This window comes from Thiothrix litoralis, assembly GCF_017901135.1.
GTDB lineage: Bacteria > Pseudomonadota > Gammaproteobacteria > Thiotrichales > Thiotrichaceae > Thiothrix > Thiothrix litoralis.
Genome location: NZ_CP072801.1, coordinates 4,147,077 through 4,168,511 on the forward strand (window position 1 = coordinate 4,147,077; position 21,435 = coordinate 4,168,511).

Below are 21,435 nucleotides of genomic sequence, written 5' to 3' on the forward strand. Positions count from 1 at the left end.
TCTGGGGAGTATGATCGTTGACAAACTTCAGGCGCTAGGCAAGGCGTTGGGATTTAACGCTGTCGGTATCAGCAATATCGACCTGTCGGTTGCTGAGCAACGTTTGCTGGATTGGTTGGCGCAAGGCTATCACGGCGATATGGCGTGGATGGCGCATCACGGCAGCAAACGCAGCCGCCCCGCCGAGTTGGTTCCCGGTACGTTGAGCGTTATCAGTGTGCGCATGGATTATTTCCCGCCCGATAGCGTGGATGCTGAAATGCTGCTGAATCACCCCGAACGTGCTTACATCTCCCGTTATGCGCTGGGGCGTGATTACCATAAGGTGCTACGCCAGCGCTTGGAAAAATTTGCCCAGCAATTGCAGGCCGAGATCGGTAGTTTCGGTTATCGGGTCTTCACCGACAGTGCGCCAGTGCTGGAAAAGCCACTGGCAGTCAAAGCCGGGCTGGGCTGGATGGGTAAACACACCAATATTCTCAGCCGTGAAGCGGGTTCGTGGTTTTTCCTGGGTGAGATTTATACGGATTTGCCGTTAGAAGAAACCAGCAGTGTTTCTGATCACTGTGGGCAATGCCGTGCCTGTATCGACGTATGCCCTACACAAGCCATTCTTGCCCCTTACACGCTGGATGCGCGGCGCTGCATTTCTTACCTTACTATTGAGCATCAGGGCAGTATTCCGCTGGAATTGCGCCCGCTGTTGGGAAACCGCATCTATGGGTGTGACGATTGTCAGCTTATTTGCCCGTGGAATCGTTTCGCGCAAACGTCACCGGAAGCTGATTTTGCGGTGCGTAACGGTCTGGATAGCGCCCGCCTCGGCGAGTTGTTCCAATGGCGTGAAAGCGATTTCATGCGCAAACTGGAAGGCTCGCCAATCCGCCGTATTGGTTACGAACGCTGGTTGCGTAATATTGCGGTAGCGCTGGGGAATGCGCCTGCCAGTGATGAGACCCTTGCATTGCTACAGAAAAAGCAGGCAGAAATTGTAAGTGTGTTAGTGCAAGAGCATATTCAGTGGGCCGTTGATCAGCACAAACAAGGCGCTAGCAGCTAGTCCCCACGCTTTATCTTTATTTTTTATCCGCACATCTGTAGTTTCTATGAAAGTTAAAATGTTTTGGGCATGATAGCCACATCGAAAACACAAATCCCCAAGTAACGCGATGAAAATTAAAAGAATGAGTGTGTTATTGGCGCTACTGGCAGTGACAATATTACCCGGTTGCGCAAGTGTCCAGAGCAATGCTTTATACAGTATGTGGCAAGAACGTGCTTATAGCGCTTACGGTATGCCAGCTCCACCCGCTGCCCGAAGCCCGTTTATGAGTGCTGTTATGCCTTATAGCCCGACTTTGAATAACCCGCTGGATACGGTGTCTGCCTCGATGATTAATGTGTCACACGCCGTATCTTCGCAAGAAGAAAAATTTATATCTCAATATTACTCATTGCAATAATGTGGTATAAGATAAGCCCTATTTGTTAGCCCCTGGAGTCCAACGCGGACTCCACTTTGACGCAAAGGTCTTAGCCCTTCCTTTGTGTCTTTTTGGCCAGACCCGCTATTTTGGGTCTGGCTTTTTTATTTTCAGGTAAAATCCACTCACACCACTGGCAATCATTGGAAGTTAGAGACATGGATATTGCATCACTACGTAACGATTACACACAAGCTGGCCTGAGCCGTCATACACTAGACCCTGACCCTTACCAACAGTTCAGTCTGTGGCTGAAGCAGGCGATAGACGGTCAAGTACTGGAACCAACCGCCATGCAAATTGCCACCGTATCAGCGGCAGGCAAACCCACTTTACGCACCGTATTACTGAAATCCTTTGATGCCAACGGCTTTGTATTTTTCACCAATTACCATAGCCAGAAAGCGCAGCAAATGGCTGAAAACCCTCAGGTTGCCCTGTTGCTGTTCTGGAAGGAACTGGAGCGTCAGGTGGAGATTACCGGGCGTGCGGAAAAAATCCCGACACTGGAATCCTTGCGCTACTTCACCAGCCGTCCGCGTGGCAGCCAGTTGGGAGCGTGGGTTTCTGCGCAGAGTTCCATCATTACCTCCCGCAAGTTGCTGGAAATCAAGCTGGATGAAATGAAGCGTAAATTCAGTGCCGGTGAAATTCCCTTACCCGATTTCTGGGGGGGCTACCGCATCGTGCCGGATAGCATCGAGTTCTGGCAAGGCCGCTCCAGCCGCTTGCATGACCGTTTTGAATACCGCCGCAATGGGGAAGGCTGGGATATTGAGAGGTTAGCACCATGAATGCGTTGCAATTGAAGATTCCACCACCGGTTTACCTGCTGGCCTTTGTGGGCATGATGTGGGCAGCCGATCAATGGTTGCCGCTGCTTGAGCTGATTGCTTCGCCGTGGAACCGGCTGGGCTTGGTGCTGATCGCTGCTGCGGTGCTGATGGATTTCTGGTCGTTGGGTTTGTTTTTTCGGGCGCATACCACGTTTAACCCGATCCACCCCGAACGTACCCAAGCCCTTGTCACGCAAGGCCCGTACCGTTATACCCGTAACCCGATGTACGTGGGTATGTTGATTATCCTGCTCGGCTGGGGTATCTGGCTGGGCAGTCTCAGCCCGTTTTTGCTAGTACCGCTGTTCGTGTGGGTGCTGACCCTGCAACAAATCATGCCCGAGGAAAAAATTCTGGAACAAACCTTTGGTGACGCGTATCTTGAGTACAAAACGCGGGTTTCCCGCTGGTTGTGGTGAGGAAGGTTCATGTTAGCAAGAGCGACTCTGTTGGCGGCGAGTGTGCTGCTGGTATCAGGCTGTAAACTGGAACTGCCGATTCTGGGTGGAAACAGTATCAGCGGGCCATTGAAACTGGAAACGGTAGAATTTCAGCGTGCCGGTGGGCCGCAATGCCCCGGTGCGCCGGAGACAACCCCGGAAAATATCCGTTGTGCCAATTTGCAGTTGACCTATCCCAAGGTGTTGGCGGCGGGGAATCCTCAGGCTGCGGCAAAAATTAACCAGTTTATTCAGGAGCAAGTGCTGGAATACAGTGATGCCGAAGGCAAACCCCCCGCCACGCCGGAGGAGTTTGCCAGCATGTTTGCCAGTGCTTACAACGAAGTGCCGGATGCAATGGGCTTGTGGGAAATGGAGCGCAAGGTTGAGGTCAGTTTTGCATCCGACCACTTGGCTACCCTGAATTTCAGTGAATCCGGCTATACCGGCGGGGCGCACCCCTTTAGCGGGCAACGTTATTTTGTCCTCGATCTGGACAGTGGTAAGCAACTGACCCTGAATGAATTGCTAGCGGCAGGTTATGAAACAGAGCTGAATAAAGTGGGTGAACAGGCTTTCCGTAAGGCGCGTGGCTTGTCTGCCTCCACCAGTTTGGATGGGGCTGGCTTCTGGTTTGCCAATAATATTTTCAAGGTAAACACCAACTTCGGCGTGTTGGGAAATGGCCTAGTGTTTAATTTCAACCCTTATGAAGTGGCCCCTTACGCGATGGGGCCGACTGATTTCACCGTGGCTTACGGGGATATTCAGGGTCTGATTCCTGACACCAGCCCCTTGGCAACGGTGGCGAAATGAGCTTGGCTGATGATTGAATACCTGCGTGACCCGGAGCGCATTCACCAGCAAAATGATGCGTTGCTGCGAGAACTGTTGGTGCTGGATGCTTTTACAGAGGAACAGCAACAGGTCGTTATCCAGATGGTACTGGCTTATGGCGACCCGTCGTTGGTGGAATCCATCCGCTTCAGTGAGCGGGCGTTAGCGGTGGCTCACAAGGCGATTAAGCTGCGTAATAACCTGCTGTATGACGTGGAACTGGTCAATCAGGCGTTGAGCAAACGCTTGCTTTATCAGGAACCGTTCGGCTTTCTGGGCAAGGCATCGGTGATCTCCCAAGCGAAAAGCAGTAAACAGACCCGTGCGATGACGGGGGTTGATTGCTGGAAACGCTACATGGCGGGGGGGATCGTGCTGATTGGGCAATCGGGCACGGCCTTGTTCCGCTTGCTGGAAATCCTCAAGGACGGCGCACCACCCCCCGCCTTGGTGATTGCCTCCGCCCGTGGCTTTGTGAATGCCGAGGCTGCCAAACAAATGCTCTGGAAACAGCACGAAGATTTGGGGGTGGAATGCATCGTGGTCGAAGGCACGCGCGGCGGCGGGGTATTGGCCGCAGCAGCACTGAATAGCCTGTTGACAATGCAGCAGCAGAAATCGCCACCCTTGATCAGGTTGCGCGGCAAACCCCGTCCTTCAGGTCGGGGAGGATAGCGCGGGTGGCGAAGCCGCCCTATGTTCGGAGTGTTTAGTGTGGTGTCTGCTGCTGCCCAATGTATTGGCGAATGAGAGAAATAGGTGCACCGCCACAGCTACCCGCAAAATAACTGGGCGACCATAAAGCGTCGTTGTCATTAACTCATAGACCAAACTACACGGCGTAAACTACAATATGAGGATGCAACGACTCCAAGCCTTCAAATACGAACTCATGCCCAATAGTGAAACACAGCGTCAACTACGCCGTTTTGCTGGGTCATGCCGCTTCGTTTACAACAAGGCATTAGCGTTGCAGCAAGCCAACCATGGAGCGGGCGAAAAATTCATCGGTTACGTGGCAATGGCAAAACACCTGACGGCATGGCGCAATGGGGAAGAAACGCCGTGGCTGAAAGATGCCCCGGTTCACCCCCTGCAACACGCCCTCAAAGACCTCGATAAAGCCTACCAAAACTTCTTTGCGAAACGTGCTGATTTCCCCCGCTTCAAGCGTAAAGGCAGCGGTGACAGCTTCCGTTATCCTGACCCCAAACAAATCAAGCTCGACCCAGGCAATAGCCGAATTTTTCTGCCAAAACTCGGCTGGATACGCTACCGCAACAGCCGCGATGTGCTGGGAGAACTGCGCAATGTCACGGTTTCCAGCAAGGGCAGCCAATGGTTTGTCAGCATCCAAACTCAGCGGGAAGTGGAAAAAATTGCATCTCAAGCCACGACAGCCATCGGCATCGACCTGGGTATAGCCCGTTTTGCCACGTTCTCCGACGGTACGTACCTCGAACCGCGCAACAGCTTCAAAACCAAAGCCGCCAAACTCGCCAAATACCAACGGCGCATGGCGCACAAACAAAAGTTCAGCAACAACTGGAAAAAAGCACAAGCCAACGTTCAAAAAATTCACATGCAAATCGCCAATGCCCGCCGCGATTTCCTGCACAAGGCGACGACCACGCTCAGCCAAAACCACGCGCTCGTGTTCATCGAAGATTTGCAGGTCGGTAATATGTCGAAGTCAGCGGCAGGCACAGCAGAAAACCCCGGCAAGAACGTTGCCCAGAAGTCTGGCTTAAACAAAGCCATTCTCGATCAAGGTTGGGGAGAATTTCGACGGCAACTCGACTACAAGATGGCATGGAAAGGCGGGATGTTGTTTGCCGTGCCGCCGCATTATACCAGTCAAGAATGCCCAGAATGCCATCATGTGTCGGCAGATAACCGCCAGACGCAAGCCAAGTTTGTGTGCGTGAAATGCCACTATGAAAATCATGCCGATCATGTCGGCGCGATCAATATCAAAGAGCGGGGATACCGCTTGTTAGCCTGTGGAGATGCGGCCTTAAGCCGCTCTGTGAAGCAGGAACCCGCCGAAGTCAGTCAGCTATCTAGCGGAATGCAGTAGGAATCCCCTTCCTTCAGGGAGGGGAGGATGTCAATGATCCCCTGTGAGCGTTACCATTTTTCCAGATTGGCATACCCCAGCACCAGCCATTTCACCCCGGCACTTTTGAAGTTTACCTGTACCCGCGAATGGACACCTGCACCCTCTGAATCGGTAATGACGCCATCCCCAAACTTGGCGTGACGCACTCGCTGCCCGACACGATAACCCGTTTCGTTGAAATGGGTGGTGCGGGTTACCGGTTTGGGGGCGGGCGCTGAGGGGCGGTAATGACCACCACCGCTAAAGCCGGTGCTGTAGGTTTTGACCTTGGGACGCACTTCTTCCACCAGTTCCTCCGGCAGTTCGCGCAGGAAGCGGGACGGCGGGTTGAATTGCGTGCGCCCGTGCAACTGGCGCTGCTCGGCGTAAGTCATCACCAGTTCTTTTTCGGCGCGGGTAATACCGACGTAGCAGAGGCGGCGCTCTTCTTCCAGCCGTGCCGGGTCATCGGCGGACATCAGGTGCGGGAACAAGCCTTCTTCCAGTCCAGTCAGGAAAACCAGCGGGAATTCCAAGCCTTTGGCGGAATGCAGGGTCATCATTTGCACGCAATCTTCGCCCGCTTCGCCTTGGCCTTCACCGGCTTCTAATGCTGCGTGTGACAGGAAGGCGGAAAGCTCGTCCATTTCTGGTGGGTCTTCTTGACCTTCGCTCAGGGGGCGGTTGAGGGTGTTCAAATCGAAGCCTTGCGCGGCGGTGATCAGTTCGCTGAGGTTGTCGACCCGTGTTTGGCCTGCTTCGCCTTTTTCCTTGGCGAGGAAATGCGGTTTTAGCGTGGCAAGGTCGATGACGATTTCAACTTGTTCCCTGAGGGGCAGGCTGTTGATGTCGCTTGCCATGCGCTGGATGAGTTGGACGAAACCTGACACGCTATTGGCGGCACGCGGGGTAAATTCACCAATATCAGCGACTTGCTGGGCGGCTTCCCACAGGGAAACATTCATGGCACGGGCGTGGCTGCGCAGGATGTCGATGGTGCGTTCGCCGATGCCGCGTGGCGGGTGGTTGACGATGCGTTCAAACGACGCGTCATCCTGATGGTTGGCGGTGAGGCGTAAATAGGCCAGCGCATCCTTGATTTCAGCCCGCTCGAAGAAGCGTAAGCCGCCGTACACCCGGTAGGGAATGCGGTTTTCGTTGAAGGTGCTTTCAAACACGCGCGACTGGGCATTGGAGCGGTACAGAATGGCTATATCGCGACGCATTCCGCCCTGTTCCTGCCATTTTTGGATGCGCCCGGCGATGAAACGCGCTTCGTCGATTTCGTTGAAGGCGGCGTACAGGTGCAGGCGTTCGCCATCCTTGCCGTCCGTCCAGAGTTTTTTGCCCAAGCGCCCACGGTTATTGTCGATCAGGGCGTTGGCGGCTTTGAGGATATTGGCGGTGGAACGGTAATTCTGTTCGAGGCGGATGGTTTCGCAGCGTGGGAAATGTTTGGTGAAATTGCGGATATTTTCGATCTTCGCACCACGCCAGCCGTAAATCGACTGGTCGTCATCGCCGACGGCGAATACCGGGTTTTCATCGCCTGCCAACAGGCGCAGCCAAGCGTATTGCAGGGCATTGGTATCCTGAAATTCGTCGACCAGAATGTGGCGGAAACGCTTGCGGTAATGCAGTTGCAATTCCGGGTTGTCACGCAGCAGTTCCAGCGAGCGTAGCAGCAATTCGGCGAAATCGACCACGCCATTGCGCTGGCAGTTTTCTTCGTAGACCGTGTAAATGCGTACCAGTTGGCGCTGATTGAAATCGCCTTTGTCTTCGATATGGTGCGGGCGTGAACCTTCATCCTTGCGAGCATTGATGAAGCTGGCAACCTGACGCGGCGGGAAGCGGGTTTCATCCAGTTCCAGCGCCTTGAGGATGCGTTTGACCATGCGCAACTGGTCTTCGGAATCGAGTATCTGGAAGGTTTGGGGGAGTTTTGCTTGCTGCCAGTGCAGGCGCAGCAGACGGTGCGACAGACCGTGGAACGTGCCGACCCACATGCCGCCGCTGGGTACTTGCAGCAAGTCTTGGATGCGCCCGCGCATTTCGTTGGCGGCTTTATTGGTGAAGGTCACGGCGAGGATGCTGAGCGGTGAAACATTTTCGACTTCAATCAGCCAAGCGATGCGGTGTACCAGCACGCGGGTCTTGCCACTGCCCGCACCCGCCAGTACCAGAATGGGGACGGGGGGCGCAGAAACGGCTTCGCGTTGCTGGGTGTTTAGGGGGTTGAGCAGCGGTGATATATCCATTATTTACAGTATTTTCCTTTCGATCAGGAGTTGGACGCCTGCAATGACTTCCTGCATCCGCTCGACTGATACTTTACCAATCTTTTCAGTCAGGTCATGTTTGTTGAGGGTGTAGATTTGGGAAACATTCACCACACTGGCTTTCGACAGATTGGCTTCGCCCTTATTCAGCAATACATTGCCGGGTGATTGTGCGCGTTTCAGGTTGGATGTCAGGGAACAAACGACAACGGTGTTGATCATGCTGGCATTAAATACATCATTTTGCAGCACAATATGGGGGTGTCGATAGCCTGGTTCTGATCCGCTCGGTTCCCCTAGGTCGACCCAGTAAATCTCCCCTTGTTTGATTACCATGCTTCAGTCTCAAGATTCTTGAGCTGTTTTTGCTTCATCTGTTGCTGGACTTGTGCCTCTTCAGCATCGGGAGTGTCATTGCCATGAGCGGCGTTGATTTGTGCTAACAACTTACGATTTTTGTTTTTTTCGATGAAATCTTCCATTGCCATCACGAACAACTTGCTGCGGGAAATGTGCAGTTCTTGCGCCAGTTGATTGATGGTGTCGAATAAATCTTGCTGGATGGAAATGGCAGTTTTGATACTGGTGGACATGGTGACACCTGCTAAAAGGGGCAAATTCTGCTGATAGTATTGACGTTGGTTATACTGATGTCAATACTATGGGAAATACTGCTTTCCAAGGAACTGCTATGCAAATCTGGGTTGATGCCGATGCTTGCCCCAATGTGATCAAGGAAATCCTGTTTCGCGCTGCCGAACGGCTACAAATTCGTACTACTTTGGTGGCAAACCAGCCGTTACGCATTCCACCATCGTTGTACATCAAAACGATTCAAGTACCTGCCGGATTCGATGTGGCGGATAACCGCATTGTGCAGGATCTGGAGGCAGGCGATTTGGTGATCACTGCGGATATTCCGCTGGCAGCCGAGGTGATCGAAAAGCAAGGCCATGCGCTGAATCCGCGTGGGCAGTTTTACACCCCGGAAAATATTCGCGAACGGTTGCGCATCCGTAATGCGATGGAAGAAATGCGTAGCAGCGGCATGGTGACGGGGGGGCCTCCGGCACTGAATCAGAGTGATCGGCAGGCGTTTGCTAACCAGCTTGACCGTTTCCTTACCCGGTATGCGCAAAAGAAGGCGTAGTGTCAGCCTCCGCTTTGCTGCGCAAAATGGTACGGGCGCATGACCAGATTTCGACCTGTTCGATGCCGTTGGCAAGCAATAAGGCAGCCAGTTCGCGAGCCGTTGCCCCGGTGGTGATGACATCATCGAAAATGGCGATGTGCCGATAGGGGGCAGCGGTGTGGAACTGAAACGCCTGTTGCAAGTTGTGTTGACGTTGGCTGGAATCGAGTTCGGTTTGTGGCAGGGTGGCTTTGCTGCGGGTAATGGTGCGGGTCAGCAGTGGGATACCCAGTTGTTTTGCCAGCGGGCGAGCCAGTTCCAGTGCCTGATTGAAACCGCGTTTGTGTAAGCGGGCATTGTGCAAGGGTACGGGCAGGATGGCATCGGGTACTTTCGCTAGTTGCGGCAGGATACCTGTCGCGGTTAATTCACCCAAGGTGGCGAGTTCGCGCAGGTTTTTACCAAACTTGATACTGAGTAACAAGCTGCTGATCGGGGGCTGGTAAGCAAATGCGCTTACGCTGGCGGGGCAACCGCCGGGTAGGGGTAAGTTTTGTTCTGGCGGCAACCACGGCAAATCTTCGTGGCAATGGGTGCATAGCGGGTAGCCCACGATGCGTGGCAAGCCACAAAAGGCGCAGTTGGGCGTGAGGGTTTGCTGCAAGGCTTGCCAAACGGCGGCGGCTTTCATGGTTTGAGCTGCTTTTGGAAGAGGGAGGCAATGCCCAACAGAATGCCGCCACTCATGCCGTACAGGTGGGCAGCATAGATAACCGGGGCGTCGATCAGTTCGGCAGACGGGGAAATGCCACCTTGCTGCCAGTCCCACAGGGTTTTGCCCCCAATACCCAACAGGATGAGGGCAGCCATCAGCCAGTCTTTCTGGAATAATAGACGGATGCCCGCAAGCATGAATAAGCCGTAGAGGATGCTGGAAAAGCCTACATACCAGATGACGCCCGGACTCAGGAGCCACAACCCAAGGCCAACGCAGGTGGCCAGCCAAACGATCTGCAATAATTGCATGGGTTTGCTGTCGGTTGAGGGGGCGATGAAGACCAGCAGCCAGGTTCCGGCGAGGTTAAGTGCCAGATGCCAATGGTTGGTGTGTACCAAGCTGCCCGTCCAAAGACGCCAGATTTCACTGGCTTCGATCAGGTGGCGTTGATAATACAATTGATCATGAAAAAACTGTAATAATGGCAGCAATGCCGTACCCATAATGGCGATGAAGCAGGTGTTAAGATATTTGCCGGGCAAAGTAGTGGATTCTCTGGTGTGCAACATGGCTGACAGTATGCCAGAATCGTTGGGATGAAATCTTGTTTAGAGGATAAAGTGCATGAGTATGAGTAAAGCGGCACGGCATCAGCCGGGGCAGGCGGGGTTTTCCTTGACGGAATTGATGATCGTGATTGTGATTATCGGCATCTTGTTGGGGTTGGTATTCAGTAACCTGAATGTGATGGGGGATGCACAAAACCTCAAAGCCAAAAAAGAAGTGGGCGACCTGAAAATCAAGCTGGAAATGTACCGCGCTGATAATGGCACGTTCCCGGCTTCCGGGGCGTTGAGTGCGTTGATCACGAACCCTGGCAATGCACCGCGCTGGCGTCAATACATGAAGGCGTTGCCGAAAGACCCGTGGGGCAACGACTACCGTTACCTGAATCCGGGTACGCGCGGTGGCGAAATCGACATTTACAGCATTGGGCCGGATAAACGTGAAGGCACAGAAGATGACGTCGGTAGCTGGCAACTCGAACAGTAAACCGGGTACGCTGCGGGGTTTTTCCCTGCTGGAAATGATGATCGTGATCATGGTGATCGGCATCTTGTACTCGCTGGCAGGTTCGATGTTGAACCTGTCGGTTTCCGATCCGCTGAATGAGGAAGTGGCGCGTTTGCGTGAGCGCGTGGCGATGGCGCAGGATGAAAGCATCGTGCGTTCCCAAGCGCTGGCCTTGGGCTTTGGGGAAACCGGCTATGCCTTTTTTACCCAGAATGATCGGCTTCAGTGGGAACCTGTCGAGAAAGATGGCTTGTTGAAGACCTATGAGTGGGTCGGGCAGTATGAGCCGGTGCTTTACCTGCAAGGGCAGGCGGTGAGTTTGCCCAAAAACAAGGATATTCAGCCGCAAGTATTCATTTTACCTACGGGGGAGATGATGCCGTTTGAGTGGCATTTGCGAGATAAGGATGAGCGCGACAGTGTGCTCAAGTTCGACAACGTAGGCCGTTTGGTCGATATGGCAGCGGAGTCTGGTTGATGATGCGGCAGCAGCAAGGCTTCAACCTGATCGAAATTATGTTTGCCTTGCTATTGCTGGGCTTGGTGATCACGGTGAGCGTGGAAACCAGTAGTGGTGATATTGCCAGCTATAATCGCATGAAAGACACTACCTTGGCGCGTTGGGTAGCGTTTAACCAGCTTGCGGTGGTGCAGACCAGTAAGGGCTTTCCTGCGATTGGCAAGACGGAAGGCAAGCTGGAGATGGGTGATGTGCCTTGGCAGTGGCGGCAGGAAATCCTGGCGACGCCTGATGTCGACTTGCGCAAGGTGAAAGTCAGCGTGTTCCGTGAAGGGCAGGAAAAGCAAATCTTGGCGGTTGAGTTGGCTTATGTGGCGAATCCGCAGCCTAAGCAGAGGAACGGGTTATGAGGTATGCGCTGCAACGCTCACACGGTTTCACACTGGTTGAGCTGATGATTTCCTTGGCGATTTTTTCCTTGATGATTAGCTTGGCGTACCAGTCAGTGGGTGTGCTGATGGATACGAGCAGGCAGGTGGAACAGCCGCAGGTTGAATTCCAGCAATTGCAACGGGCGCTGGTATTTGTGGAACGGGATATGCACCAGCTTGCCTGGTTACGCCCGACGAATAGCACGCTGAATAGCGCGGTGAGTACTGGTGTCGAGCAGCGTGAGAATAACAGTATTACCCAGCCTGATGAGATCGGGGTATTACTGGCGTTTACCCGTGGCGGCAACCCGGATGTGGCGTGGCAGTTGCGTTCTTCCGGGCTGATGCGCAGCGGCTTGCAACGGGTGCGTTACGTGCTGGAAAATGGCAAACTGTTACGCCAGACGTGGAATCTGGTGGATCATGTGGAGGCAGAGGAGCCAGTTTCACTGGTATTGCTGGAGGGTGTGGAAGGAGAGCCACGTTTTCGGTTTATGGCGACGCGGGGTGGGGACTTCAAGGATGACTTGCCCAAGGATCGGTCAATGTTGGTGGCGGTGGAGCTTTCCCTGAAGCATAAACGCTTTGGGGACATCCGGCGAGTTTTCACAGTATATTTATAAGGACTTGCTAATGCTCTACGGCGAGCGACTGGAATTTGATGGATTTAAACGATATAGTTCTGCCACGCCTTTCGGCGTCACGCCGCTTCGAGGAAAACTGAACACCGATGAGTATAAGAAAAAATACACTGAGGGCGCTGCTAATGCTGTGGAGTATTGGCTGGCTGCCTGCTGTGCATTGCGCTGAGATTGTCAGGGTGGAAACTGTTCAGTCACTGTCACGTTCTGTGCTGGGAAGCACGGTTATTCCGTATAAGGAAGTTACGTTATCCGCCCAGATTCCGGGGGCGGTCAAGTTTGTTGCGGGCGAAGCGGGTTCCGGTTTTCGTCAGGGTGATGTGATTATTCAGATAGATGAATCGCAGTTGATGGCCAAGCGTAATGCTATTCTGGCGCAGATTTCCATTGCCCAGGCTTCCGTGCGGAATTCTCAGGCGCAATATACCCGCGAGTTGGTGTCCCCCCGTAGTAAGGATATTGGTGCAATGCCCGGTTTTGGCTTGCCCGCGATGTTTGACATGAACATGGTGCAGCCGTTCGCGAATTCCATGATGGGCAATTATGACTCTGATATGGGGCGTTATGGCGACTTGATGAGCAGCGCGACAGGGGTGTCGCAGGCGCAGAGCAATTTGCAGCAGGCGATGTCGCAATTGCAGGAAATTGATGCGGCTTTGCGTGATGCCAAGTCGGTGGCTCCTTTTGAGGGTATCGTGCTGGAAAAAATGGTGGAGGTGGGCGATACTGTCCAGCCCGGTCAGCCTTTGATCAAATACGGTTACGTCAAGTACAAGCGCTTGCAGGCCGATGTGCCGTCAGGGTTAGTGAGTAATTTGAGCGTTGGCATGATTGTCCCTGCCAAGATTGACAGTGATGCTACCACGATGGTGAAAATCACCCAGATTTACCCGGTGGCTGATCCCAGCCGCCATACGGTTACGGTGAAATTTGATCTGCCGGTGGATGCAGTCGCAGCACCGGGAATGTATGCCGAAGTCTATCTGCCCGAATCTAGGCAGGGTGATGCCAAGGTGGTCGTCATCCCGGAAACGGCATTGCTCAGGGGGCGTAGCCTGCCTAGCGTACTGGTTGTGACTAATAATAATACCTCGGAATTGCGCTTGGTGAGGCTCGGCGCAGAGCAAGAGGATGGTAAAGTAGAAGTGGTTTCCGGTTTGAGTGATGATGAGCGTGTTATTGATAATCCGCCCAGCACTGCTTCTTCTGGTTGGATGCCTCATGCAGAATAAATATGTGAATATGATTTCCCCCGCAAGGAACGTAAGTAATGATGAATGACTCTCCGCACAACGCACCCAGCCCCCACCAGCATCATTTGGGCATGGCGGGTTCCATGGCCAAAGCCTTCATTACTTCCCCGCTGTCATTGCTGTTGCTGCTAGCGTTTTTTGCGGTCGGTATTTTGGGGATGTGGGTAACGCCTCGTCAGGAAGATCCGCAGATTTCCGTGCCGATGGTGGATATTTTTGTGCGTTACCCCGGTGCCTCCGCACAGGAGGTGGAAAACCTCATTTCCCGTCCGCTGGAAAGCATCATGTCGGAAATGACCGGGGTAGACCACGTTTACTCCTATTCCGCCCGCGAACAGTCGATGGTGACAGTACAGTTCATTGTTGGTCAGCAGTTGGAACAATCGCTGGTCAAGCTGTATGACAAGCTGGCTTCCAATAAAGACCGTATGCCTATCGGGGTGCAAGAGCCGCTGGTCAAGCCGAAAGGAGCGGATGACGTTCCCTTGGTGACCCTGACCCTGTGGTCAAATCAGGTCGATGATGCCAATTTGCGGCTGGTGGGGCTGGATGTCTTGCAGAGCCTGCGTGAAGTAAACAATACCAGCCAGAGTTTTATCGTCGACGGTCGTCATGACCAGTTGAAGGTGGAAATCCTGCCCGAACGTTTGGCGACGTTTGGCGTGTCGCTGGAGCAGGTGGCGAATGCCATCCGCATGGCCAATTCCGAGCGCAATACCGGGTCAGTGGAGCCTGATGCGCGGGTGTTCCGGGTCTACAGTGGTGCTTTCCTGAGTTCTGGTGAAGATGTCAAACGCTTGATGGTGGCGGTGATTGACGGGCGTCCGGTTTACGTGCGTGATGTGGCAACCGTGACGGAAGAGCCCAGTGATGCTGGGCGTTCAGTGGGTTATTACTCTGGGTCTGCGGGCACTGAAGGGGAAGAGAAAGCTGATAATGCCCCGGCTGTTACCTTAGCGATTGCCAAAAAACACGGCACGAATGGGGTGGATGTTGCCAGCGAAGTGCTGAGGAAACTGGATACCCTCAAAGGCCGGATTATTCCCGATAATGTCCACGTCGCGGTGACCCGTAACTACGGTGCAACAGCCAAAGCCAAAGTTGATGAGTTGATTTTCAAACTGTTCGTGGCAACCGGCATTGTGACGATACTGGTCTGGTTCTTCCTCGGCTTGCGTGCGGCAGGGGTGGTATTGATCGTTATTCCAGCGGTTATTACCACGACGGTGTTTTCGGCGTGGCTGATGGGGATGACGATTGACCGGGTGAGTTTGTTCGCCCTGATTTTCTCCATTGGTATTCTGGTGGATGATGCCATCGTGGTGGTGGAAAATATTTACCGACGCTGGTTGTTGACCGAAGACACCGACGTTGAAACGGCAGTGGATGCGGTACGTGAAGTGGGTAACCCGACCATTCTGGCAACGGGTACAGTTATTGCGGCCTTGTTGCCAATGGGTTTCGTCAGCGGCATGATGGGGCCGTATATGTTACCTATCCCGGTGTTGGGGTCGGTGGCAATGGTGATCTCCTTGTTTGCCGCGTTTGCGTTTACGCCGTGGTTGACCAACCGTTTCAAGCCTTCCCTGAAAAGCCTGCATGAGGCAGCAGAAAAGGAACACAAGCAAGCAGCGCGGATGGAAAAACTGTTCCGTGGCCTGATTGTGCCCTTGGTGACGAACAAGAAAAAAGGCTACGCCTTCCTGTTTGGGATCATTATCGTGTTCTTCGCTTTCATGCTGCTGTTCTATCCGCTCAAATCAGTGCGGGTAAAAATGCTGCCGCTGGATAACAAGCCGGAATTCAACGTGGTGTTGAATATGCCGGAAGGCACGGCACTGCCCGTGACGGCTAACATGCTGCATTCAATGGCAGCCAAGCTGAAAGAAATCCCGGAAGTGACTGCGTTGCAAACCTACACAGGGACTGCCTCGCCGTTTAACTTTAACGGTTTGGTGCGCCATTACTACTTGCGCCAAGAGGCATGGCAGGCCGATATTCAGGTGCAACTGACGGATAAGCATGACCGTAAGCGTACCAGTCACCAGATTGCGGTCGAGGCGCGTGCCTTATTGCAACCGTTGCTGAAAAATTCGGGCGGTAAGTTGCAAGTGGTGGAAATGCCACCAGGCCCGCCGGTATTGCAGTCCGTGGTGGCCGAAATCTATGGCCCTGATGCGAATACCCGCCGTCAGGTTGCTGCCGATATGACCAAATTCTTTGCGCAGGCTGAAAACCTCGATGATGTTGATAACTTGATGGAAGAGGATCATGAAATCCTGCGTTTCATCGTCGACTCTGATAAGGCGCAACGTAACGGCATCACGGCGGAAGATGTTAACCGCACGTTGGAAATGGCAATGGGTGGCTACATTCTGGGCGACATCAAGAAAAATGCCTTGATTGATCCAACCCGTATTGTGATGCAAGTACCGTTGAGTGCCCGTTCCCAGATTTACCGACTGTCACAATTGCCCGTGACCAATCACATAGGGCAGTTTGTGCCGCTGCATGAACTCGGCACGTTTGTGTTCGATAAGCAGGACAAGCCAATTTACCGCAAGGATCTGCGTGCAGTCGAATACGTCACTGCTGAAACGGTCGGGCGTTTGGCAGCACCGGTTTACGGTCAGGGGCAAGTGGAAAAACTGCTGGCAGATGCCAATGATGGCAAGGGTTACATAACACCTGATGGTACGCGCTTACTGGATGAAGCCTACTGGTTGAAGTCACCGCAAGATGTCGAGAGCAAGTCTGCCTTTGAATGGGGCGGTGAGTGGACAGTAACGTGGGAAACCTTCCGCGACATGGGGATTGCGTTCGCCGCTGCACTGGTATTGATTTACATGCTGATCGTGGCACAATTTGGAAACTTTACCTTGCCAGCGATTATTATGGCACCGATCCCACTGACCTTGATCGGGATTGTGCCGGGGCATTGGTTGATGGATGCCGAATTCACCGCCACGTCGATGATTGGTTTCATCGCGCTGGCGGGGATTATCGTGCGTAACTCCATCTTGTTGGTAGACTTCGCCCGTGAGGCGGTGGTCAATGGCGAAACGGTGCTGGAAGCAGTTATCCGCTCATGTGAGGCGCGTACCCGTCCAATCATCATTACTGCCCTCGCGCTGTTTGGTGGTTCGATGGTTATCCTGTCTGACCCCATTTTTCAGGGGATGGCGGTATCGCTGATCTTCGGTGGTGCGGTGGCAACCCTGCTTACCCTGCTGATTATTCCGTTGGGCTGTATCAGTGCGGGTGATTCACTGGGCGGTTCCCCCGGTGGAAATGGTGGCGGCGCAGCCGGGCAAGGTGGACATCCTTCCGGTACGGCGGGTGCTGCGCAGTCCGTGAATTCAGGTAAAGGTATTGGTACTGTTGCCAAGGATGCAGTAGTCTATACCGGACTTTATTTTGTATCCTTATTGACCAGCTTGGTCAGTGGGATAATCGGCATGTTTGCTGCTGGACGTAAGCACTTGCAAAAGCGCAAGGCACGTGGTGTCGAAAAGCAGCAAGCTGTACGTAAGCAAGCTAAGGCACAGGCTGCGGCTTCCGTTGCCAAGGTGGTGGCAGAAAAGAAACCTGCGACGCCTGCCGTGGAAGAGGTCACTGAGGAGATACAACAAGAATCGTTAACACCACAAGATGATATGCATCCTGTTTCTGGTGAAGTTCAGGAAAGGAAGAAGCCGTCAGGCAGACGGGGCATAAAACTTAAGACAGACATTTAATCTGGAAGGAAGACTAGCATGATTATATTTAACAAAAAGCAACTGGCGACAGCGGTTGCCACAGTAGCTACTTCTGCTGCCGTGGTATTGTTTAGCGCCAACGTCTGGGCTGACGGCGCTGATTTACCACCACCACCACCGGGGCCATTTATTGTTGAAGGTGCAGCAGCATCAGCCGCAGCCGCAGCAGATACCCCGATGAATGCACCTGTTGCACCAGCAGCACCGCAAGCACCCGAAGCGCCGGTAGCACCTGAAGCGCCTGCTAAATCTGAAGCTGCCGCAGCGCCGACTGCTGAGATTAAAACACCTGAAGCTCCTTCAGATCCGGCGGTTCCTACGGTTTCCGATGCATCAGCAGACACAGTTGAGGTGAAGACACCCGAAGCCCCCGAAGCCCCGGTAGCCGCTGAAGCGAAAGCGCCAGAAGCCCCGGTAGCCGCTGAAGCGCAAGCTCCGGCAGCACCCGAAGCCCCGGTAGCCGCTGAAGCACAAGCCCCGGCAGCACCAGAAGCCGCTGAAGCACAAGCTCCGGTAGCGCCCGAAGCACCACCGGTAGCCGCTGAAGCACAAGCTCCGGCAGCGCCCGAAGCCCCGGTAGCCGCTGAAGCACAAGCTCCGGCAGCGCCCGAAGCCCCGGTAGCCGCTGAAGCACAAGCTCCGGCAGCGCCCGAAGCCCCGGTAGTACCAGAAGCCGCTGAAGCACAAGCCCCGGCAGCACCCGAAGCCCCGGTAGCCGCTGAAGCACAAGCTCCGGCAGCACCAGAAGCCCCGGTAGCCGCTGAAGCACAAGCCCCGGCAGCCCCGGTAGCCGCTGAAGCACAAGCTCCGGCAGCACCCGAAGCCCCGGTAGCCGCTGAAGTACAAGCTCCGGCAGCACCAGAAGCCGCTGAAGCACAAGCCCCGGCAGCACCAGAAGCCCCGGTAGCCGCTGAAGCACAAGCTCCGGCAGCACCAGAAGCCGCTGAAGCACAAGCCCCGGCAGCACCAGAAGCACCGGTAGCCGCTGAAGCACAAGCTCCGGCAGCACCCGAAGCCCCGGTAGCCGCTGAAGCACAAGCCCCGGCAGCGCCCGAAGCCCCGGTAGCCGCTGAAGCACAAGCTCCGGTAGCGCCCGAAGCCCCGCCGGTAGCCGCTGAAGCACAAGCTCCGGCAGCGCCCGAAGCCCCGGTAGCCGCTGAAGCACAAGCTCCGGTAGCGCCCGAAGCCCCGCGGGTAGCCGCTGAAGCACAAGCTCCGGCAGCGCCCGAAGCCCCGGTATCCGCTGAAGTACAAGCTCCGGCAGCGCCCGAAGCCCCGGTATCCGCTGAAGTACAAGCTCCGGCAGCACCCGAAGCCCCGGTATCCGCTGAAGCGCCCGAAGCCCCGGTAGCCCCTGAAGCACAAGCTCCCGAAGCGCCAAAAGCTCCAACTGCACCCGAGGGGCTTCAGGTGGTAGTACCGGACGCAGCAGCAACCCAAGATGCAGCATCCGAGGTTCCGGCGGCTCCTGCTCAGCCAGAAGCACCTGCTGTGCCAGTGCAACCCGCAGAGCCGCCTAAGCCAGAAGTACCTGCAGCACCCGAAGTTCCGGCGGCTCCTGCTCAGCCAGAAGCACCTGCTGTGCCAGTGCAACCCGCAGAGCCGCCTAAGCCAGAAGTACCTGAGCAGAAGTAAAATAATACAGCCCACCCTTTCTCACGGGTGGGCTTTTGAATAACCAGACGAAGTGAGTCGTGAATGATTACGCTGATTGGCAACCTCAAAGGGGGAACCGGCAAAAGCACCATAACCTTTAATCTGGCGCTATGGGTAGCTACCCGTCACAACAAGCATGTGATTGTGTATGACCTCGATCCGCAGGCGACCACGGCTGACGCTTTTGACATTCGTCAGGAAGAAGGTTTCTTGCCTGCGATTGTACCCCGAACCTCGGTTGCCGATTTGGGTGCTGAAGACAACACGTCTGAAATTCTGGTGGACATGGGCTTGGCAGATATGGCGGCTGTTGAGGCGTCTATCCGTAAAGCTGATCGTATTGTGGTGCCGGTTGCACCCAGTCAGGCAGATATATGGTCTACTCAACGTTTCCTGAGAACGGTTGAGGAGATTCGTGGTGGTCGTGCCGTTGAGATTCTGGGGATTATCAACCGGGCGGATACCCATCGTGCCGTAAGGGAAACGGGTGAAGCCGCTGAGGCGATGCAGATGCTGCCCGGCATTAAGTTGTTGGAGCCGCGCCTGTATATGCGCACCACTTACCGGCGTTCCTTCAGTGAAGGCTTGGCGGTATTTGAAATGGAGCCGCGTTCCAAAGCGGCATTGGAAATGGATGCATTGGGACGTGCCTTGTATCCGGTCTAAACATTATTTTTAATAAATCTGGGGTTTTTAAGGAGATTCAGATGCATATTTTACGTTGGTTAATGAAACATCCGATTATGCTGGCTTGGTTGCTCGCAATTGTCGCTATACTGTTGAATTTTGGTATAAGCAGCAAGCAGGGTGATGAACATGGTGAAGTCGCCGCCGGTCATGATGCAGCCCAAGTGGTAGCAGGAGAACATGCCCAAGCAGCTCCTGCGGCAGAAGCAGCGGCTCCGGTAGTAGAAGCTCCGGCTCAACAAGCAGCGGCTCCGGTAGTAGAAGCTCCTGCGGCAGAAGCAGCGGCTCCGGTAGTAGAAGCTCCGGCTCAACAAGCAGCGGCTCCAGTAGCACAAGCTACTACACCGACTGATTTATTGCGTGCGGCGCGTGAAGCTTATTGGGCTAACGAACTGGATCGCGCCATTGCGCTATACATTGATGTACTCAAACAAGCCCCGGACTCCCTTGAGTACAAAGGTGAACTGGCAAACGTTTACTGGAAGCAAGGTAATTCACAACAAGCAGCTACACTGTTTACTGAGATTGCCCCGCAGCTTGCCGCACAAGGCCGCACCACTGAAGCATTGAACATGAAGTTATATGTGGATATGGTGAGCCCTGAGCTGGCAAAGCAAATTGATGCTGCCCTGAAAAACTAAAGCGGCGCGTATGCCGTGAATAGCTGGCAGGCTCAGGGTTCATAAATCTTGACCTGCCTTGCTATATCAGAAGAAAAAAGAATAAATTGGAATACCAAAGGTTATGTTAGAGATCATGTTATGAATAGCGCATTGGATAATGCGTGTCACGCATTCACAGTAGCCAGTCGGGTTGTTTGAGGAGATAAACAGCACGCTGGAAAATCAGGAGCCATGTATGAAAACGAATGACAAATCCGCAGGGATTAACGACATTGAGCACGACTTGCACGATGTCGAAGACGAGTTACAGGATTTTGAGGAACGCCAGGTTAATGTAACTCGTACCTTGCAGATGATTGTTTATCCAGCAATGGTGGCTTTCATCATTCTTTCTGCTTATGGCTTCTATCTGGTTCAGTCCTTGACGACGGACGTTCATACGTTGACAGAGACCATTTCTGAAATGAACCGGACTGTCGATACCAATATGGGGCGTATGGCGAATAACTTGGATACCATGACCGGACAAATGGGCAGTTTGGTGCAATCGACAAGCGAGATGACCCATAATATTGTGGGCATGAACAGCAGCACTCAGGATATGGCGGGCAATATGCAGCAAATGAATGCATCAACCCAGAATATGGCGGTTTCTACCTATAACATGCAACGTGATATGTGGAGTATGAATAAAAATATTTCCGGCCCGATGAAAATGTTCAATAAATTTAGCCCTTTCGGAAGTGATAAAACTTCACCTTATGTCGTACCTCCTCCAGCAGCAACGGCAACACCTTACTATAATTATTATACTTGGCCACAAAGCGGTGTGGCTCAGCCACAACTAGCAGCGCCTGTTGCGGCGGTTATGTCGGAACAGCCTGCCGCCGTTGAGACTGCTCCTGCCCCACCAGCAGCGGCACAGCAGCCTGTTCAGCCGAATGCGGCAACAGCCAAAGATGACCACAGTTCTGTGGAAGAGGAAAGCGACAAGTTCGTTGCCATGATGACTAAAGGATAAA

The 21,435-nt window shown here is 53.8% G+C and carries 23 protein-coding genes and 1 pseudogene; 18 read left to right on the forward strand and 6 right to left on the reverse strand.

From position 1 onward, the window contains the following. The first annotated feature begins 10 nt into the window (after positions 1-10). From queG to J9253_RS20180, 6 genes are all read left to right on the forward strand, one after another. Positions 11-1,060 carry a tRNA epoxyqueuosine(34) reductase QueG gene (queG, locus tag J9253_RS20155; RefSeq protein ID WP_210222594.1) on the forward strand — a complete coding sequence of 350 codons (1,050 nt, stop codon included), beginning with the start codon at positions 11-13 and terminating at the stop codon, positions 1,058-1,060. Positions 1,061-1,169: 109 nt separating this feature from the next. Beyond that, a complete protein-coding gene (locus J9253_RS20160; RefSeq protein WP_210222595.1) occupies positions 1,170-1,463 on the forward strand; it encodes a hypothetical protein in 294 nt (97 codons plus the stop codon). A gap of 179 nt (positions 1,464-1,642) precedes the next feature. Further along, positions 1,643-2,278, forward strand: a complete 636-nt coding sequence (gene pdxH / locus J9253_RS20165; protein WP_210222596.1) for a pyridoxamine 5'-phosphate oxidase — start codon at positions 1,643-1,645, stop codon at positions 2,276-2,278. Next, complete coding sequence (locus tag J9253_RS20170) at positions 2,275-2,739, forward strand: methyltransferase family protein (RefSeq protein WP_210222597.1); 465 nt, start codon at positions 2,275-2,277, stop codon at positions 2,737-2,739. The genes pdxH and J9253_RS20170 overlap by 4 nt, the downstream gene beginning before the upstream one ends. Before the next feature lie 9 nt (positions 2,740-2,748). Continuing rightward, entirely contained in the window at positions 2,749-3,576 is an 828-nt protein-coding gene (locus tag J9253_RS20175) for a DUF3298 and DUF4163 domain-containing protein (RefSeq protein ID WP_210222598.1), read from the forward strand. A 9-nt stretch (positions 3,577-3,585) separates the two neighbouring features. Next, positions 3,586-4,272 carry a precorrin-8X methylmutase gene (locus J9253_RS20180; protein ID WP_210222599.1) on the forward strand — a complete coding sequence of 229 codons (687 nt, stop codon included), beginning with the start codon at positions 3,586-3,588 and terminating at the stop codon, positions 4,270-4,272. A gap of 34 nt (positions 4,273-4,306) precedes the next feature. Here the strand turns inward: J9253_RS20180 and J9253_RS20185 are convergent. Next, positions 4,307-4,399 (reverse strand): annotated as a pseudogene (locus J9253_RS20185) (transposase); the annotation flags it as partial. A gap of 57 nt (positions 4,400-4,456) precedes the next feature. On the opposite strand from J9253_RS20185, the gene J9253_RS20190 reads away from it, so the two are divergent. Continuing rightward, on the forward strand, positions 4,457-5,677 hold the full coding sequence (locus J9253_RS20190) for an RNA-guided endonuclease InsQ/TnpB family protein (protein WP_228291443.1): 1,221 nt from the start codon (positions 4,457-4,459) through the stop codon (positions 5,675-5,677). A gap of 50 nt (positions 5,678-5,727) precedes the next feature. Here J9253_RS20190 and uvrD read toward each other — a convergent pair whose 3' ends face one another. The 3 genes from uvrD to J9253_RS20205 are packed head-to-tail and all read right to left on the reverse strand — an operon-like array spanning position 5,728 to position 8,573. Beyond that, positions 5,728-7,959, reverse strand: a complete 2,232-nt coding sequence (gene uvrD, locus J9253_RS20195; protein ID WP_210222601.1) for a DNA helicase II — start codon at positions 7,957-7,959, stop codon at positions 5,728-5,730. Between the two features lie 3 nt (positions 7,960-7,962). Beyond that, on the reverse strand, positions 7,963-8,316 hold the full coding sequence (locus J9253_RS20200; protein WP_210222602.1) for a type II toxin-antitoxin system PemK/MazF family toxin: 354 nt from the start codon (positions 8,314-8,316) through the stop codon (positions 7,963-7,965). Further along, on the reverse strand, positions 8,310-8,573 hold the full coding sequence (locus tag J9253_RS20205) for a hypothetical protein (protein WP_210222603.1): 264 nt from the start codon (positions 8,571-8,573) through the stop codon (positions 8,310-8,312). Before J9253_RS20205 ends, J9253_RS20200 begins: the two co-directional genes overlap by 7 nt. A gap of 98 nt (positions 8,574-8,671) precedes the next feature. Here J9253_RS20205 and J9253_RS20210 point away from each other — a divergent pair, with 98 nt between their 5' ends. Further along, a complete protein-coding gene (locus J9253_RS20210) occupies positions 8,672-9,130 on the forward strand; it encodes a YaiI/YqxD family protein (RefSeq protein ID WP_210222604.1) in 459 nt (152 codons plus the stop codon). On the opposite strand, the gene J9253_RS20215 is transcribed toward J9253_RS20210, so the two are convergent. Together J9253_RS20215 and rrtA are read right to left on the reverse strand one after the other, a co-directional pair. Further along, complete coding sequence (locus J9253_RS20215) at positions 9,102-9,803, reverse strand: ComF family protein (protein ID WP_210222605.1); 702 nt, start codon at positions 9,801-9,803, stop codon at positions 9,102-9,104. The genes J9253_RS20210 and J9253_RS20215 overlap by 29 nt on opposite strands. Then, positions 9,800-10,399, reverse strand: a complete 600-nt coding sequence (rrtA, locus tag J9253_RS20220; RefSeq protein WP_210222606.1) for a rhombosortase — start codon at positions 10,397-10,399, stop codon at positions 9,800-9,802. The genes J9253_RS20215 and rrtA overlap by 4 nt, the downstream gene beginning before the upstream one ends. A 55-nt stretch (positions 10,400-10,454) precedes the next feature. Between rrtA and gspG the strand changes: the two genes are divergently transcribed. The 10 genes from gspG (at position 10,455) to J9253_RS20270 (ending at position 21,434) form a co-directional block, all read left to right on the forward strand. Further along, positions 10,455-10,883: a type II secretion system major pseudopilin GspG gene (gene gspG / locus J9253_RS20225; protein WP_210222607.1), complete on the forward strand. Its 429-nt coding sequence runs from the start codon at positions 10,455-10,457 to the stop codon at positions 10,881-10,883. After that, complete coding sequence (locus J9253_RS20230) at positions 10,852-11,382, forward strand: prepilin-type N-terminal cleavage/methylation domain-containing protein (protein WP_210222608.1); 531 nt, start codon at positions 10,852-10,854, stop codon at positions 11,380-11,382. The genes gspG and J9253_RS20230 overlap by 32 nt, the downstream gene beginning before the upstream one ends. Beyond that, complete coding sequence (gene gspI, locus J9253_RS20235; protein WP_210222609.1) at positions 11,382-11,774, forward strand: type II secretion system minor pseudopilin GspI; 393 nt, start codon at positions 11,382-11,384, stop codon at positions 11,772-11,774. Before J9253_RS20230 ends, gspI begins: the two co-directional genes overlap by 1 nt. After that, positions 11,771-12,418, forward strand: coding sequence for a type II secretion system minor pseudopilin GspJ (gene gspJ, locus J9253_RS20240; RefSeq protein WP_210222610.1), 648 nt, complete (start codon positions 11,771-11,773; stop codon positions 12,416-12,418). The genes gspI and gspJ overlap by 4 nt, the downstream gene beginning before the upstream one ends. A gap of 107 nt (positions 12,419-12,525) precedes the next feature. Further along, positions 12,526-13,668 (forward strand): efflux RND transporter periplasmic adaptor subunit, encoded by a 1,143-nt coding sequence (locus J9253_RS20245; RefSeq protein ID WP_228291444.1) that lies wholly within the window; start codon positions 12,526-12,528, stop codon positions 13,666-13,668. A 41-nt stretch (positions 13,669-13,709) separates the two neighbouring features. After that, the gene (locus tag J9253_RS20250; protein WP_210224687.1) at positions 13,710-17,426 is read left to right on the forward strand and encodes an efflux RND transporter permease subunit; all 3,717 of its coding nucleotides are present in this window, start codon (positions 13,710-13,712) and stop codon (positions 17,424-17,426) included. Positions 17,427-17,444: 18 nt separating this feature from the next. After that, on the forward strand, positions 17,445-19,082 hold the full coding sequence (locus tag J9253_RS20255) for a hypothetical protein (protein ID WP_210222611.1): 1,638 nt from the start codon (positions 17,445-17,447) through the stop codon (positions 19,080-19,082). Positions 19,083-19,145: 63 nt separating this feature from the next. Then, a complete protein-coding gene (locus J9253_RS20260) occupies positions 19,146-19,769 on the forward strand; it encodes a nucleotide-binding protein (RefSeq protein WP_210222612.1) in 624 nt (207 codons plus the stop codon). Between the two features lie 41 nt (positions 19,770-19,810). Continuing rightward, positions 19,811-20,431: a tetratricopeptide repeat protein gene (locus tag J9253_RS20265; RefSeq protein ID WP_210222613.1), complete on the forward strand. Its 621-nt coding sequence runs from the start codon at positions 19,811-19,813 to the stop codon at positions 20,429-20,431. A 217-nt stretch (positions 20,432-20,648) separates the two neighbouring features. After that, entirely contained in the window at positions 20,649-21,434 is a 786-nt protein-coding gene (locus tag J9253_RS20270) for a methyl-accepting chemotaxis protein (protein ID WP_210222614.1), read from the forward strand. The last annotated feature ends 1 nt before the right edge of the window (position 21,435 follow it).